General features: G+C 40.3%; 13 protein-coding genes. 4 read left to right on the top strand and 9 right to left on the bottom strand.

The window, feature by feature from the left end:
- Nucleotides 1–206 precede the first annotated feature (206 nt).
- From ltaE to HNW13_RS15085, 5 genes are all read right to left on the bottom strand, one after another.
- On the bottom strand, nt 207–1217 hold the full coding sequence (gene ltaE, locus HNW13_RS15065; RefSeq protein ID WP_101086474.1) for a low-specificity L-threonine aldolase: 1011 nt from the start codon (nt 1215–1217) through the stop codon (nt 207–209).
- A gap of 46 nt (nt 1218–1263) precedes the next feature.
- Nucleotides 1264–1857, bottom strand: coding sequence for a thiol peroxidase (gene tpx / locus HNW13_RS15070; protein WP_101086473.1), 594 nt, complete (start codon nt 1855–1857; stop codon nt 1264–1266).
- A gap of 369 nt (nt 1858–2226) precedes the next feature.
- A complete protein-coding gene (gene poxB / locus HNW13_RS15075) occupies nt 2227–3951 on the bottom strand; it encodes a ubiquinone-dependent pyruvate dehydrogenase (protein ID WP_192116279.1) in 1725 nt (574 codons plus the stop codon).
- A 355-nt stretch (nt 3952–4306) separates the two neighbouring features.
- Nucleotides 4307–5131: a mechanosensitive ion channel domain-containing protein gene (locus HNW13_RS15080; RefSeq protein WP_101087193.1), complete on the bottom strand. Its 825-nt coding sequence runs from the start codon at nt 5129–5131 to the stop codon at nt 4307–4309.
- Between the two features lie 34 nt (nt 5132–5165).
- On the bottom strand, nt 5166–5813 hold the full coding sequence (locus HNW13_RS15085) for an OmpA family protein (protein ID WP_101086471.1): 648 nt from the start codon (nt 5811–5813) through the stop codon (nt 5166–5168).
- Between the two features lie 533 nt (nt 5814–6346).
- Between HNW13_RS15085 and HNW13_RS15090 the strand changes: the two genes are divergently transcribed.
- Complete coding sequence (locus HNW13_RS15090; RefSeq protein ID WP_101086470.1) at nt 6347–7855, top strand: peptide MFS transporter; 1509 nt, start codon at nt 6347–6349, stop codon at nt 7853–7855.
- A gap of 673 nt (nt 7856–8528) precedes the next feature.
- Here the strand turns inward: HNW13_RS15090 and HNW13_RS15095 are convergent.
- Both HNW13_RS15095 and HNW13_RS15100 read right to left on the bottom strand, forming a co-directional pair.
- Nucleotides 8529–9650 carry a response regulator gene (locus HNW13_RS15095; protein ID WP_101086469.1) on the bottom strand — a complete coding sequence of 374 codons (1122 nt, stop codon included), beginning with the start codon at nt 9648–9650 and terminating at the stop codon, nt 8529–8531.
- Between the two features lie 46 nt (nt 9651–9696).
- Nucleotides 9697–10476: a VacJ family lipoprotein gene (locus HNW13_RS15100; protein ID WP_101086468.1), complete on the bottom strand. Its 780-nt coding sequence runs from the start codon at nt 10474–10476 to the stop codon at nt 9697–9699.
- A gap of 343 nt (nt 10477–10819) precedes the next feature.
- On the opposite strand from HNW13_RS15100, the gene HNW13_RS15105 reads away from it, so the two are divergent.
- Both HNW13_RS15105 and HNW13_RS15110 read left to right on the top strand, forming a co-directional pair.
- Nucleotides 10820–12988: a hypothetical protein gene (locus tag HNW13_RS15105; protein ID WP_192116278.1), complete on the top strand. Its 2169-nt coding sequence runs from the start codon at nt 10820–10822 to the stop codon at nt 12986–12988.
- 11 nt (nt 12989–12999) lie between these two features.
- A complete protein-coding gene (locus HNW13_RS15110) occupies nt 13000–13311 on the top strand; it encodes an EscU/YscU/HrcU family type III secretion system export apparatus switch protein (RefSeq protein WP_041413136.1) in 312 nt (103 codons plus the stop codon).
- Between the two features lie 42 nt (nt 13312–13353).
- On the opposite strand, the gene HNW13_RS15115 is transcribed toward HNW13_RS15110, so the two are convergent.
- Nucleotides 13354–13695 (bottom strand): hypothetical protein, encoded by a 342-nt coding sequence (locus HNW13_RS15115; protein WP_101086466.1) that lies wholly within the window; start codon nt 13693–13695, stop codon nt 13354–13356.
- 774 nt (nt 13696–14469) lie between these two features.
- Here HNW13_RS15115 and HNW13_RS15120 point away from each other — a divergent pair.
- A complete protein-coding gene (locus HNW13_RS15120) occupies nt 14470–15438 on the top strand; it encodes a DUF3187 family protein (RefSeq protein WP_192116277.1) in 969 nt (322 codons plus the stop codon).
- Nucleotides 15439–15689: 251 nt separating this feature from the next.
- Here HNW13_RS15120 and HNW13_RS15125 read toward each other — a convergent pair whose 3' ends face one another.
- Nucleotides 15690–16628, bottom strand: coding sequence for a diguanylate cyclase (locus tag HNW13_RS15125; protein WP_162023602.1), 939 nt, complete (start codon nt 16626–16628; stop codon nt 15690–15692).

Below are 16628 nucleotides of genomic sequence, written 5' to 3' on the forward strand. Positions count from 1 at the left end.
ACTTATTAATTTTGCGTCGTTAGGCGCATACCTCTAAATAAGTAGCAACGATCAAGCCAAGTATATTAAGCTTTAATAATCAATGTGATAAATATATTTTTAAATTAAAAAATTCTCAAAATGCCCAAAATAAATGCATCTTCGCACCAAAAAAGAAAAAGGCCACACTGAGTATGGCCTTTAAAATGAATATTAACTGATATTGATTAGCGAATAATTTGCTTCAACGTATTCACAAAAACACTGATGTCATTAGCACTAATATCTTTATGAGTCACCAAGCGCAACTGTCGGCTCGGACTAATGATAATGCCTTTATCGGCCAGTTTGGCAGTAAGCATTTTAGGGTCGATATGTTCTGCGAGTGTGGCGAAAACCATATTGGTCTGCACCAAACTAACATCGACAGCAAACTCACTCATTTCAGCCAACAACAAAGCCAACGTTTTTGCATTGTAATGATCATCCGCTAAACGATCGACCTGCTCAGTTAACGCCAACTTAGCCGCTGCAGCGATAATACCTGCTTGACGCATTCCACCACCGAGCATTTTACGCCAACGTGTCGCTTTACCAATTAATCGCTCATCGCCTAACAGAATCGACCCAATCGGTGCACATAAGCCTTTTGATAAACAAATCGATACAGAGTCAAAGTATTGAGTAATATCGGCAATAGCAATGCCCTGCGCTACCGCAGCATTGGCAACCCGGGCACCATCTAAATGGATTTTAAGCCCACGATTAAACGCAAGACTTTGTGCCTGGGATAAATAATCTTGGTTTAATACCTTGCCGCCAATGGTATTTTCTAAGCTCAATAACCGTGTTCTTGCAAAATGCACGTCATCAGGCTTAATCGCAGCTTCAATATCATTCAATAAAATACTGCCATCAGCTTGATTATTCAGAGGCTGAGGTTGAATGCTGCCTAATACCGCTGCCCCGCCGCCTTCAAACTTATAGTTATGAGCTTGTTGACCACAAAGATACTCATCTCCGCGTTCACAATGAGACATCAATGCCAATAAATTAGCTTGCGTACCAGAACTGACAAACAGAGCACCATCAAAGCCAAACATCTCTGCAGCCATATCTTGTAAATTATTGACGGTCGGATCATCACCATAAACATCATCACCGACCTCCGCCCTCGACATGGCTAAACGCATTGCTTCAGTCGGTTGAGTCACCGTATCACTTCGAAAATCAATCATGCTGCATCTCTATCCTCTTTTACTCAACATTATGGAAGCTACGCAACTACTTCGCCGCTGATGAAATTTCTGTTAATGCCGCTAAAGCAGCATCGTAGTTTGGGTGTTCACTTACTTCAGTCACTAATTCTTGATATTTCAATATGCCTTGAGAATCAATAATAAAAATTGAACGGGCTAATAAACCACGGTCTTTGATCAACAAACCATACTTTTCGCCAAAATCACGCCATACGGAGTCAGACAACACTTTAATTTTATCCACATTTTCGGTTTGGCAAAAACGCTTCTGAGCAAACGGTAAGTCTTCGCTAATGGTTAACATGACCACATTGGCATCATATTGAGTAAACTCTTTATTAAATCGTTTGGTCTGTAATGCACACACGCCAGTGTCTAAACTGGGTACCGCGCTAATGAGTATCGTCTTACCTTTAAAGTCACTCAAACTGACTGGATTAAACTTTTCATCCACAACAGTAAACAAGGGTGCAACCGTATTTATACTCGGTATTTTACCTTCTAAAGCAACAGGGGTTCCCCCCATAGTAATCATGGTTTTCTCGCCAGCAAAACTGGGGGCACTCATAACCGATGAAGATAATAATGTGATCACTGCAATGGTAGAAAATAGCTTCATGGAAAACTCCTGTTAAAGGTACTGATGAGCGGTTTGAACTGGGTGCTAACGAGAGATCTTAGTAAACATGACACCAGTAGAAATAGTTAGAGCCAATAGTTACGCAAATGATAGCTAATGGCTCAGTGCTCTTATGATAAAGATAGTTAATCAGTTTTAATATTATATATTTAACTTTGAATCGATATTACTAGATAAAATTTCTCGATACTCTTTAAAAGCCAGTTTAGTGACTTAATAAGCCTCAATCTACAGTTTAGACATTATTAGTTATTGTAGTATCGACAAGGCATTTTACGATGTAACGCTTAACGATCATATACTTTCCTAAAGGGCTAAATGACCGAGCCCAATAAGAACGGGATTTGATTAACGTGACCAGTTGGTTTTACTCAGCTCAACAATTTCATTACCTTTACCATTAATTAGCGCTTTCATCATGTAAACGCTAAAGCCTTTCGCCTGTTCGAACTTAATTTTTGGTGGCATCGCAAGCTCTTGTTTCGCCGTATCGACTTCAAGAACAACTGGCCCAGAGTGCTCCATCATTTCCGCCATTGCTTCGGGTAGTTTGCCTGGATCGTTGACATGGATCCCTTTCAGACCACAAGCTTCAGCAATTTTTGCAAAGCTTGGATTCTCTAGATCAGTATCATTTGATAAGTAGCCACTGGCTTTCATCTCCATGGCGACAAAACCCAGTGAGCGGTTGTTATAAACAATAATTTTAATCGGTAGGTTAAGTTGTTTCAGAGAGAGTAGCTCTCCCATCAACATCGAAAATCCACCATCACCACACATTGCAATTACCTGACGATTACGATCCAGTGATTGAGCTCCCATTGCCTGTGACAATGCATTAGCCATTGATCCATGGTTAAATGATCCAATTAAACGACGTTGACCATTCATCGATAAATAACGAGCAGCCCAAACTGTTGGCGTGCCAACGTCACAGATAAAGATAGTATCTTGACCTGCTTGCTCATCAAGCAGACGGGTTAAGTATTGTGGATGAATTAAATTATGTGATGTTTTACCATTGGCGAGAACATCCAAATCTTTTCGGGATTCTTGATAGTTTTTAACACACTGCTCTAGGTGAGCGCTAGAACGGCCTTCCTTAATAAGTTCAAGCAGTGAAGTGACGGTATTTTTGGTATCCCCTAGAACACCAAAATCAATCTGCACATGTCTCCCGAGTGACGCGGGCTGATTATCAATTTGTAAGATAGTGATGTTTTCTGGATAGAAAGCTCGATAAGGGAAGCTGGTGCCTATCATCAACAACGTATCTGCTTGTTGCATTGCGTGGTAACCAGATGAAAAGCCGATAAACCCAGTCATCCCAACATCGTAAGGGTTATCATATTCAAGGAACTCTTTACCGCGCATGGCATGTACAATGGGTGCTTGTAATTTTGCGGCTAAGGCAACAATTTCATCATGAGCATCTTTACAGCCAGCACCACACAATAAAGTGACTTTGCCGCTTTTATTAAGGTGAGTAGCAAGTGTTTTTGTGTCAGCTAAATCAGCGATATAAGAAGCAGGTTTTGGGACGTTCCATTTTGGTTTGGTCGTTTCAGGCATCGCCTTAAGCGCGATATCTCCCGGAAGAACCAGCACACTAACATCATTATGTAAGATAGCCTGGCGCATGGCTGTTTCGAGTAAATATGGCATTTGTTCAGGGCTGGAAACTAATTCACAAAAAACACTGCACTCTTTAAATAATTCTTGTGGGTGAGTTTCTTGGAAATAATTGCTGCCAATTTCTGATGAAGGTATATGAGCAGCAATGGCTAATACTGGAACTTTATTACGATGACAATCGAACAACCCATTAATCAAATGAAGATTACCTGGACCACAAGAACCAGCACAGACGGCCAACTCTCCTGAAATATGTGCTTCTGCACCTGCGGCAAAAGCAGCGCTTTCTTCATGGCGTGTTCCTAGCCATTCAATCGTACCCATTTTTCGCAAGCTATCACTAATTCCGTTAAGTGAATCGCCAGTTACCCCCCAAATCCGTTTCACGCCTGCTTGTTCAAGGGTTTGAGTAATAAAACTTGCGATACTTTGACTCATATTAAGATACTCCTAAGTATGAAATTTGATGAAAAAAGGTGCAGCAGTAGATTTTTAATCAATGACAGCCAAAAATCTTAACTTTAATTATCATCCTCTTGGAAACGCTGCTTAACAATGTTAAATGGTTATTTTTTCATAAACATTTATTTTTTATATGTTCAAAAAAATATATATTTATGAAATAAGGCGTTATGGCTGCTAAAAACAGTAAATAATAAAAGTAAGACTAACTAGATGATTATTGACGCACAAAAAACAACTCAATTAAGGATGTTTTTGGGGAGTAGAGCGGATATTAGGTATAAAAAAACCAGCAAATGCTGGTTTTTAGAAGATTAACTTGTCTGCAATATTATTTTGCTGGAACTTCTTTCACATGCAAATCCATTTGTGGGAATGGAATTTCAATCTCAGCTGCATCTAATGCATTCTTGATTTGCTCAAGTAATTCAAAACGCGCAGTCCAATAGTCTGGTGTTTTAACCCACGGACGTACAACAAAGTTGATTGAAGAGTCAGCAAGCTCAGCTAGACCGATAGTATAACTAGGGTCTTTTAACACAAACTGATTATTATCTAAAATATCCGCTAATACCTTCTTAGTTTTAGCGATATCAGCAGTATACGAAACACCAATCGTTAAATCGATACGACGCTTTTCTAGTGCTGAATAGTTGGTGATAGTGCCGTTCATAATCGCTGAGTTAGGCGCGATAATCATTTTGTTGTCACCAGTACGTAAACGGGTTGAGAAAATGGTAATTTCATCAACTACACCGGCAACACCAGCCGCTTCGATAAAGTCACCTACGCGACATGGACGGAAAAGCACCATCAATACACCTGATGCAAAGTTCGAAAGTGAACCTTGTAATGCTAAACCTACTGCTAAACCCGCGGCACCGATAACCGCAACCAATGACGCAGTTTGCACACCAACTTGACCCAGCGTGGCGACAATAGTAAATACAAACACCAACATCCACGCTAAGTTTGCCACAAACGAAACAACTGTTGTATCCACTTTGCGGTTGGTCAATAATTTGGTTGTTATGCGTTTTGCTACACCGGAAAAATACTTACCGATGAGAAAAATAACAATAGCAGCTAGCGCTTTAAGACCATAAGTCATCAAAAACTCAGGTGCCTGCTCCACTAAAGCATCTAAACCTTCTATATGTTCCATTTCTTTCTCCATTTTAATAGCAGTCTTATTCTGCCGATATAATAAATTCTACTCGTCGATTACGCTGACGCCCTTCTATAGTGGCATTATCCGCGATCGGATTTTTGTTACTCATGCCAACGATCTCAATCGACGTCGGTTGAAATTGGTACTCATTTACGAGTAAATCTTTAATGGTGGCTGCACGTTTAAGTGATAGTGAGCGGTTAACAGCATCACTACCAATATTATCAGTGTGTCCCTCTAAACGAATAGCCACTTGAGGATGTTGCTCAATGTATTGCTGTACCCTAACCAAGGTTGGCCGCTGAGTTAACAACACTACTGATTTATCAAAATCAAAATACACAGGTTGAAGAATAGACCCAAAACAATCTACTGCCACAGAAACATCTCGTTGTTGACGACATTGTTCAGCAATAAGGGCCGAATTATTTGTGACTGTCGCGCCTAATTCAGCTTCATCAAACTCAGCATCATCTTCGGCATCCTCATCAACAATCAACAATTCAGTATCAATACAACCATTTGCCATAACAACACTGTTAACAGGGGTATCATTACAGGCATCTTTTTTATCAGGAACGCCGTCAAAATCTGTATCAACCCAGGCATGGGCAGTGCAGATAAAACAGCCAATTAAAATCAATGTCACAGCTCGAATGATAGTCATAAATACCTCTTCGACATGACATCGAAATTTGTTAAAGAATCGTATTTTAACTGTTTATCGCTTAAATTAAAAGACAACACTTTATAATCAACACCTTGCACCATCATGCTTAACTAAAATGTCACTTAAGCGTGATATAGGTATCGGCTCGATGCCAGAAAACCTTATTAATTTCCAGCTAACTTTGCAACAAAAGCAATACAAACAACTAACATTACTGATAGTTGATTGTTTGTATTGACACATTTTATAACAAGCTTAACCTCTCTGTTCCCCGCATTAACATTGACTTTGCCGGCATGAAAAGGGTATATAAGGTTAGCTTTTTGATGTTTGGTTAGCATTCAGCGTCAAACTGACATTATTTAATATAAAAAATAAACAATAAAGTTGCTCAGTATTGCTTCATCACGGTCAAACACCCGTTATTTCAAGTGTTAGTTGATAAGGCAATCATAGACAACTCTTGCAAACAATTATTTCTGTGACGATATTTTCTCACAGGCAATCACAAGCTTAAGGTGGAAGACTTAATGAGTGACGCAAAACCACAAGGTACATTGTTTGGACACCCTAAGGGGCTGTTCTTGCTTTTTACAACAGAACTATGGGAACGCTTTAGCTATTACGCAATGCGTGCAATTTTAGTACTTTATTTGGTAGATAAAGTGCAAAGCAATGAAGCAGGTGGTGGTTTAGGCTGGAGCCAAGCAGACGCATTATCTCTATATGGTACTTTTACCGGTTTAGTTTACTTAACACCATTAATTGGTGGCTGGCTAGCAGATAACGTATTGGGTCAACGTAAAGCCATTTATATTGGTGGCTTCTTAATGGCAGCGGGTCAATTTACGCTTGCAGCACCACATAGCTGGATGCCGGGTTTAGAAACCACTATGTTTTATATTGGTTTAGGGACGCTAATTATAGGTAACGGCCTATTTAAACCAAATATCTCCACAATGGTAGGTGATTTATACCCTGCTGGTGATCACCGTCGTGATGGCGCATTTACCATATTTTACATGGGCATCAACTTAGGTGCAGCCTTGTCAGGCTTTATCGTTGCTTGGGCTTACACTTCATTTGGTCATGAAGTGGTTATTGGTGGTGAAGACGTGTTTATCAATAACTGGCAAGCAGGTTTCTTCTGCGCCGGTGTTGGTATGATTTTATCGTTGATTATTCAATTTTTCTTTGCTCAAAAATTACTTGGCGACATCGGTACCGAACCGGCAGCTAAAGTAGAACAAAGAAAAAATGCAGCGAGAGGTGAAACCAGAAGTGAACCACTAACTAAGATTGAACGTGACCGTATTAAAGTCATTATGGTAATGGGGTTATTCACCATTATTTTCTGGGCTGGCTTCGAACAAGCAGGCGGATTAATGAACTTGTTCACCAACAATTTCACCGATCGTATGATTGGCTCGTGGGAAGTACCGACCACTTACTTCCAATCACTCAATGCTATCTTTATTGTTGTTTTTGCCCCAGTGATTGCCTCTATTTGGATCCGCTTAGGTAAAAATGAACCTAACTCACCCGTTAAATTTGCGTTAGGTTTATTCTTACTGGCCATTGGTTTCTTATTCATGATGGGCGCAGTGTTCGAAATGGGTGGCGACGCTTCAGTTAAATCAAGCATGTGGTGGTTAGTAGGAGCTTACTTCTTCCACACCATGGGTGAATTATGTTTATCACCAATTGGTTTATCGATGGTCACTAAACTGGCTCCACTGCGTATTGCATCATTAATGATGGGTGCATGGTTCCTATTTATTGCTGCTGCAAACAAAATTGGTGGCCTAGTCGGTTCATTGATTGGCCATGGCGGCGAAGTCGAAGAACAACTCGCTAACGCAATGGCAATTTTTGCCGGCATTGGTATTACTGCGGTCGTCTCAGGTATTATTTTATACCTAATGTCAGATAAATTAGTTGACTGGATGCACGGTGCAGAAAACAAAAATGAGACTGAAGAAGAAGTATTAGAAGAAGAAATTGCAGTCACGGCCGAACACGAAGGAATTCAACGTTAATTGGTTTTGATGTAATTGTTATTCTTAATAAAATCCCCTCCAAGTTTCACTTGTGAGGGGATTTTTTATATACCCACATCATCCTGCTAGGTTCACTTCGCTGCTAGAGCTGACTTCGTCCTGCTAAAGTCGCTTCGCTGCTAGAACGGACTTCGTCCTGCTAGAGTCGCTTCGCTGCTAGAGCGGACTTCGTCCTGCTAGAGTCGTTTCGCTGCTAGAGCGGACTTCGTCCTGCTAGAATCGCTTCGCTGCTAGAGCTGACTTCATCCTGCTAGGTTCACTTCGCTGCTAGAACGGACTGTGTCCTGCTAGGTTCGCTTCGCTACTAGAACGGACTTCGTCCTGCTAGAATCGCTTCGCTGCTAGAGCTGACTTCATCCTGCTAGGATCGCTTCGCTGCTAGAACGGACTGTGTCCTTCTAAAGTCGCTTCGCTGCTAGAACGGACTGTGTTCTGCTAGAATCGCTTCGCTGCTAGAGCGGACTTCGTCCTGCTAGGATCGCTTCGCGGCTAGAGCTGACTTCATCCTGCTAGGTTCACTTCGCTGCTAGAGCTGACTTCGTCCTGCTAAAGTCGCTTCGCTATGCAGTTTGCTTTTATAGCCTCTAGCCGCGAAGCGTCCTAGCAGCGCAGCGCTCTAGGTTTCTAGTGTCTAGATAGACTTAAACAATGATCAGCGACACGCTAACTGCATAAAGCCACCTGCTTTGATATCGGATTGATAAACCAATCCTGTAAAACGGTTATCAAGCAGTTGTTGTTTATGCTCATAAAAATGTGTGCCGATACAAATTTGTTCATCCAGTAACAAGGTTCTAGTTTGCATACTCGGCTTATCCCATACGGTACTGCCAAGAGGTGCTGATTCTGGCAATGCTAGAGGAGTAAGCTCATTACCGTTACGTAAATAGCACCTTAATCCTTTACCAGACTGCCCTATTGATAACTGGTAGCGGGTCAAATCGAGGCACACATAAATAATATCGGTATTAATATGTAACCCAGACTTCACCATACGCTCATGAAGATAAGACAACATATTATTAGGTTCGATTAAGGTATTGCTTAAACCATTTCTAAATAACTTAAGTTTTTGATTAATAAAACTACGCAATAAGACACAGCCAAAAGCGGCGCTATTATCCTCAGGTGAAAAGTGTGCCATATACATCACTAAATGATGCTCCCCCACCATTGTAGAATCGATGAAGTAAGCACTAACATCATTATTTTTAAATAGACTGTAATTGATTTCGGCTTTGGGATAATAGATATGCGACGCAGGAAATAACTGCTGCTGAACACTTTTGGCCGCTTGAGCATTTTGCTCAAGTAAAGATAAGTTATCGGTAAGCTCTTGGTAAGATAACTCATTCATTTCTTGTAAATGCGATTGACCAGAAACATTCATCGGCGTAGCGGCTGACATCATCGCTTGTATGATTGCCTGCTCAATAATGAATAAATCAGCAATAGGTTTAGTCAGATAATCACTGGCACCAATGCGCAATGCTTCGACAACATCAGACATCACATCATTACCAGAAATAACAATAGCGGGTATAGCAGGATTAATATCTTGCATTTGTTTAAGCATCGACAAACCATGAAGGCCTGGCATGCTTAAGTCTGCAATAACAATATCAAAAATAGCATCGGAAAAAAGGGCTATGCCTTCATCGCCATTACATGCTTGTTGAACCCGGGCACCTTGCCTCTGCAAAAAATCAGCAACGACATGGCGAAATATCGGGTCATCTTCAACAAAGAGGATCTCGACATCAGTAAGCGCCATACAACAACCTCGCAAACTACACTGCCGAGGTGCCTGTATGCCTCGACTATTCTAGTTCATCTAAATATTCGTCAAGTAACTCATCGTCCGCTTGACTAGATGGCACATCACCATCAAAAACTTTGTAATCCATATGCTGCAAATAGGCATCTTTTACAAAAGCATAAGGATCAAGAGCATTGTCTAATAATCTTTCTTGATCAATGGCTTTAGAACGAGCATCCAAGCCTTTTAAACCCCATTTTAATACTGACTGCCACATCGTTAGCTCAGATAAAGGAAAGTATAGACCATCCACCCAGTCAGAGGCGATTTCTCTTGTCACAATTGGGCCATAAAACGGCGCCATAAAATAAGGGCCATTTGGTGTACCGTAATAACCCAACACTTCGTTGAAATCATCTTGTTTACGGTGCATCCCCATCATGTCAGCTACATCGACTAAACCCAGTAAACCTATGGTGGTATTAACCGTAAAACGACCGCCGGCATTAGCAGCCCATCCCCACTTTCCTTGTAAGGTATTATTCACCAGAGAGCTAGGTTCCTCTAGGTTATAAACAAAATTATTAACACCCGTTCTGACTGGATTAGGAACATAGTCTTTATAACCATGGGCAACTGGGCGAATAATATACCGATCTAAAAACAGATAGTTAAAGTCCCACATTGTGCGGTTAACTTCTTCAAATGGATCGCGAGGATCATTGTATTTGATTTCGACCGCAGGACGTGATGATGTGGCAACTTGAGGTGCTTCTGCTTCGGCATACACGGGCATGCTAACGGCAACAAACACCTGAAGTAATATCCATTTATACTTCATATAATTCTCTTTAAAATGACAAAAGGTACTACTCAACAAACTGCTATTTTTGTCTTTTTTATTAAAGCAATTTTTGTTCAAGTCGATATAATTTAGCAAGCAAGTGTAAGGCTGTTATTATTCACTATTTATCAGTCAGGCCTTACTCATACGTCTGTGTTATCAGCAATCATTCACTGTAATGGCAATAAAACCCTATATGTTACCCTAATAAGGTAACAGGGAGCTAAGGATACTGTGCCATTTGACAATATCAATCAAAAAATTGTAAATGTAGTTAATATTGTTCACTGACATGTAGATTGATTTCAATAGACAAACATGTTCGTTTGAAAGGATTTCTATGGCTGTACCAACAACGCTCCCTCAAAAAACGGTCAATACCGGCACAATAAAACCTGCAGATGCAAGTCCGCAGAAGTTGGCTGAGCGCAAACAAACTCAAACCGATAGTCCTTCTTTGCCAACAAAAACTTCAAATGACAAATCCGCGGTATCTAGCTCGTCGACCACTAAATCAGATTTAGCAGCCGTATTATTGCCCGTCAAAGTGTTACAACCACCAGCAAACGCCCAACTCGACGTCACCATTGAAAATCAGCAATATCAACTAAACAAGACCGCTGAACTGCAAAAATTATTACAACAGACAGCGCAAGTCGTTATAGCAAGCGATCACGCTAAACTTGTGGCTCGTGCCGTTTCCAGTGCAAATGTCCCCGTAGTCCAAACAGAAGTCATCAACAACCAAGCTACCACCCCTGTAATGTCAACGGCTTCTGCTGGCTCAACGGCCACATCACCCGCCCAAACAGTTACCACTCAATTAGTGCTTTTGGCACAACCCATTCAGCTTTCCTTACCACAAGGTCTTGAGGAACTGGCAAAGCAAAATGGTGTATCAACACAACAACTCGCAACGCTGGCAACCAGAACTCAAGGTTATCCTCTGCCTACAGCGATAATAGACCAAGGGAAATTAACTTTTTCTGGTGGCACAAGCATCCAATTATCGCCAAACACCGCGTTAAACTCAGGCCAATATTTAGCTAAGGTGGTGGTGCAGCATCAGCAATTGCAACTTGCGCTCACGCCAGTCATTGCTGAAATAACCGTTAATTTAACGAAACTCACCACAACGCCTCAAGCAGATCAGTCTGTTCAAGCAGCAAACATCATCATCACTAAAAATGAACCAGCACAAATCCTCAGCCAATTTCTAAAAAAGCTAGAGTCAACACCACTGCCTACACTTGATAATGCGGTAAAAGGAAGCGATACCCAACAAAAAACGCCTATTGAATTAACGCCTTTTTCAGCCAAAATCGGCCAAGATAGTGCTACAGTAAAAACCGGGGGGCCGGTAACACAACAACCTAATCCATCAGGACTATCATCTGAATCGAATCTCACTAAAACCACCAGCAATATGGCTCAGCAAGCCAATCTAGCCAAAAATGCTACCAACACGGTAGAGCAAACATCGTTATCGACAAAATCATTAGCGGAACAAAACACACCCAAAGCAAACACCGCTTCTGCGATAGACAATAGTGCAAAGAGCAATCCACCAAGCAATAATGCATTAAACAACAGCGCATTAAACAACAATGCATCCAACAACAACGCATTAAACAAATTGAACGGTGACCCTGCACCAATAGAAGTGCTGAATAAAGCGTTATCAAAAGCAGGCGCGATGCCAATAAAACAGCAGTTAAGCCAACAAGTCCCACATAATCTGGCCAGTGAACTGTTTAAGCATTTGCCACAAATTAGCCCGCATCCATTAAGTGCATTAAGTGATCCAGCATTACTCAGCAGTGAGCTATACAGTTTAGCGGCGCTTAATCTTGCCCACACTCAGCTAGGTCACTCAACTAACTCACAACCCTCGCCTCTGTTTTCTGGTAGCGCTATCACAACTCTATTCCAGTTGTTATTAGGGGTGAAAACAAAATCAACAGGCTCAGGGATCAGCGATAAACTTCAGGCCCACCTTGCGCAGTTGCAACAACGGACCTTGAGTAAACTCAGTGCTAATTCAGGTCTGTTAGCCGCATTAGATAAGTTAGGAGGGGCAGACTCTTTGGCACAATTGGCTAACAGTATTGCGCTGTACCAACATGCAAGCACCGATCCCAATCAAGCCATGACTTGGTACTTTGCTCTCCCCTATTCAATCAACCAACGTGATGAACAGTTTGAAGGTAAATTTGAACAAGAAAATGATTCAGACAAAGATAAAAAAGCAGGATGGAAGCTACAACTCAAATTTAATTTAGCCCAAGGATCATTATTGATTTGTGCTCATAAGCAGGCAGATGTGCTTGATATCAAATTTAAAGGCAACAACCAAATGCTACTTACGAGAGTAGAACGTTTTAACCAAACACTGTCAGATAAAATTACACAAATTGGTTTTACACCAGGTAAGCTCACAACACAGTTAGCCCAAATACCAGCGACGTTATTACCCGGCGATCACTATTTAGTCAAAACCAGAGCTTAATAGAGAACATAATGAAAGATGACTCGAAAAAAATACAGCAAGCAGTTGCACTCAGTTTTGATGGTAAAAGTGCTCCTAAAATTACTGCTACGGGTAAGGACTTAGTTGCCGAGGAGATGATATTAATCGCTAAAGAAGCGGGGATCCATATACATCAAGATCCACACTTAAGTGAGTTTTTGCAGCTATTAGAATTAGGTGATGAAGTACCTAAAGAGCTGTATCTTTTAATCGCAGAATTGATTGCATTTGTGTATATGTTAGATGGAAAATTCCCAGAACAATGGGATAATCTTCATCAAAAAATTGTCGCTCAAGCATAACGCCATTCAGCGATAAAATTGTCAAACCTACATTATCTTAGGTTAATGCTGTACAAATTGGTAAATCAAACTCGCGGTGATAATTATGCCACCAACCCCCAATCCACCGAGACACAATCCAGCTAAACGATCTTGATCAAAATCAAGCCAATCATTAAATGCAGCATAATAACGCAGTGATATGCCATACAGTACAATGAGCGCTAAAGAGATAAAACTATACAAATAGTGCTCTGGATAGGCAAACGTCAGCAACGGAATAAATGCCAACAGGTAATCACAACCTTTTTGTTGTACGTCAGTTCGATACACAATGTACGTATCAATACACATTTGGATTGGAATATAGATGGCCAGTAAACCTAACAACCAAATGAAATCCATCACAGCTCCAGCATCGAACAGTGAGGGACTGTATCGCTAATATTGCAGCAAGTGATCCTGAAAAAAACGTTCTCGCCAATAACAATGTCATAAATAACAGAGATAAAAGGTACTGTTGAGTAAACTAATCGATGATGTATTGCAGAAATATAAAGGTTAAGAAATAGTTCGAAGGACATTGATTGCGTAAATTGAAAAGAAAGTTTTTTCATTACAAATCCATTTTATTAATGCGTATCCATTACACATTTTGGGGAAATAACGCTTAAAAAATACAACTAAAAAACTGAGTAAACTGGCAGCTCATTATCACAAATAACACATTAAAGAAACTATATTTCTGTACAGCAACAGCATCCAAACAACAATTCAAACAACAATTCAAACAACAACTCAAAATAAAACTCGAATTAACAATTCAAAATTAACACTATCATATTAATTTCATTATCCACAAGGAGCCTATAAATAATTTTATACCTTGCTATCAGATAATAATCAATACTTTACAAATAAAATAATCGTTTAAATATTCAGTAATATTAGCCAACATTATCTTAAACAGTGAATACTATTGTTAGCATAGGAGTGATGATATAACTGAACGTCATAATGTGTTCCTTTTGGATATTTAAATTATGTTCTCATACCATCATAATGCGCACAACCTCATCAACAAACACCACTAAATATTGGCAGATACGAGTATTTATTTTATTTATGTAATTAGCCGATACAGATAGATTAACTGGACAGTTAACTCAGGGAATAGCGATGAAGACCAACCTTAAACTGATATCCATTGTGAGTATTTTTACGATCTTGCCTGCAAAAGCGCAAGTAGTCAGTTTTAATGATTACGGACCGTTACAGGTATATGCGCAATCACCGATGCAATCTATTAATCTTAGCCCACTTTTACGATCTGGCTTTTCGTTGCCCCAAGGTCAAAAAGAATGGTACATCACAGCCAATGCAGCCAGCGTCTGGTCAGAGTCAGATGAGTTATTAGCTGATTACTACCAAAATGCGATTAGCAGCGGCTTAAAATGGCAAATCACTGAGGATTTATTGTTTGATGCTAAATACACTTGGCAATTTAGCGGTGATAACCATTTAGACTCCTTAACAATGTGGTTTCACGATGCTTTTGGATTTGAGCAAAATGGTCGTAATAAACAAGCGAAACACCAAAGTCAGATCCATTCAGAAAAATACCATATCAATGTTGAAAACTTTAATGGTGAAACCCTCAATAATGCTCTTACTGCATACCTAGGCTATCAATTACTGCAAAATGAACACCATGGTATTTCCATCGGGGGAACCTTGTACTACAAGTATGTAGATTCAGGCCCATTTGTTGATGAAAGTTTCCAGCAAAGCGTACAAATCAATTACGGTTATCACAATGGCAATCACCATGTGAACTCGACTTTAGGAATGAGTTTCTTACACAATACAGAACCGTTATCGCAAAATGCCTTCGAATCACATTACTTAATGTTGGGGCTGGGTTACGAATATCGTAGAGGTAGGCACGGTTGGTTAGCTGAATATCATCGTTATGATGGCATGGTGAGTTGGGATAAAAACTTCTCAGAAGCCTCTAATGAAGCGGTGTTAGGTTATCGCTATTACTTCAATAGCAGCGCCATCGAATTCACTATGGTTGAGAACTTTTTAAACATGGATAACAGTGCTGATATAGCTTATGTATTAGGTTATCGGCATAAATTTTAGATCCTAGGTTCTAGAGCGCTACGCTTCTAGGGCGGACTGCGTCCTGCTAAGGACTGCTGAGCTGTTAAATGTAAATCGATAGCAAGCGATGAAAAGCGATATCAAGCGAACTAGATTCTAGTCATCTAGGCCTTTGGTTTTATAGCAGCGCAGCGCTCTAGTCGTCTAGACTCTAAGCTCTAAGCCTTTGCATTTATAGCATCTAGCCGCGAAGCGTACTAGCAGCGCAGCGTACTAGTTATCTAGGTGTTTCATTCTGCTAAACAACCTAACACTCTATTTCTGCCACGGTCTTTGGCTAAGTACAATTGTTTATCTGCCGCTTCAACTAAATTTTTATTCGGCATATCATACATTGGCACTACCGTTGAAACCCCAGCGCTTACAGTAACAAATTCAGATATTGGTGAATTTAAATGAGCTATTTTCAATGACACTATACTGTCAACAATTTGCTGAGCCACATAAGTTCCGCCAATTAAATCGGTGTTTGGTAGCACGCAGATAAATTCTTCACCACCATAACGCGCGACTAAGTCATAAGGACGATTAACGGTGTCTTGTATCTTCTGTGCAACGATGCGTAAGCACGTATCGCCTTCAGTGTGGCCATAAGTATCATTAAAGTGCTTAAAGAAATCGATATCCAATAAAATAATGGTCAATGGCTGTTTTTCACGCGCACATTGTAACCAACTTACAGGCAGCACTTGATCAAACTTACGCCGGTTAGCGACACCGGTTAATCCATCTAACAGTGCAATAGAGCGTAATAAATCAGTTTGAGATTTAGACATCATCTGATTTTTAATACGTGCTTTAGTGATAACCGGGTTAATGGGTTTATGAATAAAATCGACTGCCCCTAACTGAAATCCTTTAACCTCTTTAACTTCATCAAAATGACCGGTGACAAAAATAACCGCCACATCTTCGGTATCGGGATCTTGTTTCAAATGTGCACACACATCAAATCCATTGAGCATCGGCATTTCAATATCTAACAATACGATATCTGGTTTGACTTTTTTACACATATCAATGGCTTGATGACCATCGCGAGCCATATAAATGTCGTAATCCGCTTGCAAGAGTTGATGTAATATTTTGATGTTCACAACTTGATCATCAACTAACAGTATTTTACCTCTAACAGGCGCAGCACCTGAAATATACTCATCTATGAACAC

The organism is Shewanella sp. BF02_Schw, assembly GCF_014596695.2.
GTDB lineage: Bacteria > Pseudomonadota > Gammaproteobacteria > Enterobacterales > Shewanellaceae > Shewanella.

Excerpts from the sequence above, each read along its gene's own strand:
- ltaE (WP_101086474.1), bottom strand. The coding sequence starts at position 1,217 with ATGATTGATTTTCGAAGTGATACGGTGACTCAACCGACTGAAGCAATG.
- tpx (WP_101086473.1), bottom strand. The coding sequence starts at position 1,857 with ATGAAGCTATTTTCTACCATTGCAGTGATCACATTATTATCTTCATCG.
- poxB (WP_192116279.1), bottom strand. The coding sequence starts at position 3,951 with ATGAGTCAAAGTATCGCAAGTTTTATTACTCAAACCCTTGAACAAGCA.
- HNW13_RS15085 (WP_101086471.1), bottom strand. The coding sequence starts at position 5,813 with ATGACTATCATTCGAGCTGTGACATTGATTTTAATTGGCTGTTTTATC.
- HNW13_RS15090 (WP_101086470.1), top strand. The coding sequence starts at position 6,347 with ATGAGTGACGCAAAACCACAAGGTACATTGTTTGGACACCCTAAGGGG.
- HNW13_RS15095 (WP_101086469.1), bottom strand. The coding sequence starts at position 9,650 with ATGGCGCTTACTGATGTCGAGATCCTCTTTGTTGAAGATGACCCGATA.
- HNW13_RS15100 (WP_101086468.1), bottom strand. The coding sequence starts at position 10,476 with ATGAAGTATAAATGGATATTACTTCAGGTGTTTGTTGCCGTTAGCATG.
- HNW13_RS15105 (WP_192116278.1), top strand. The coding sequence starts at position 10,820 with ATGGCTGTACCAACAACGCTCCCTCAAAAAACGGTCAATACCGGCACA.
- HNW13_RS15110 (WP_041413136.1), top strand. The coding sequence starts at position 13,000 with ATGAAAGATGACTCGAAAAAAATACAGCAAGCAGTTGCACTCAGTTTT.
- HNW13_RS15115 (WP_101086466.1), bottom strand. The coding sequence starts at position 13,695 with ATGGATTTCATTTGGTTGTTAGGTTTACTGGCCATCTATATTCCAATC.
- HNW13_RS15120 (WP_192116277.1), top strand. The coding sequence starts at position 14,470 with ATGAAGACCAACCTTAAACTGATATCCATTGTGAGTATTTTTACGATC.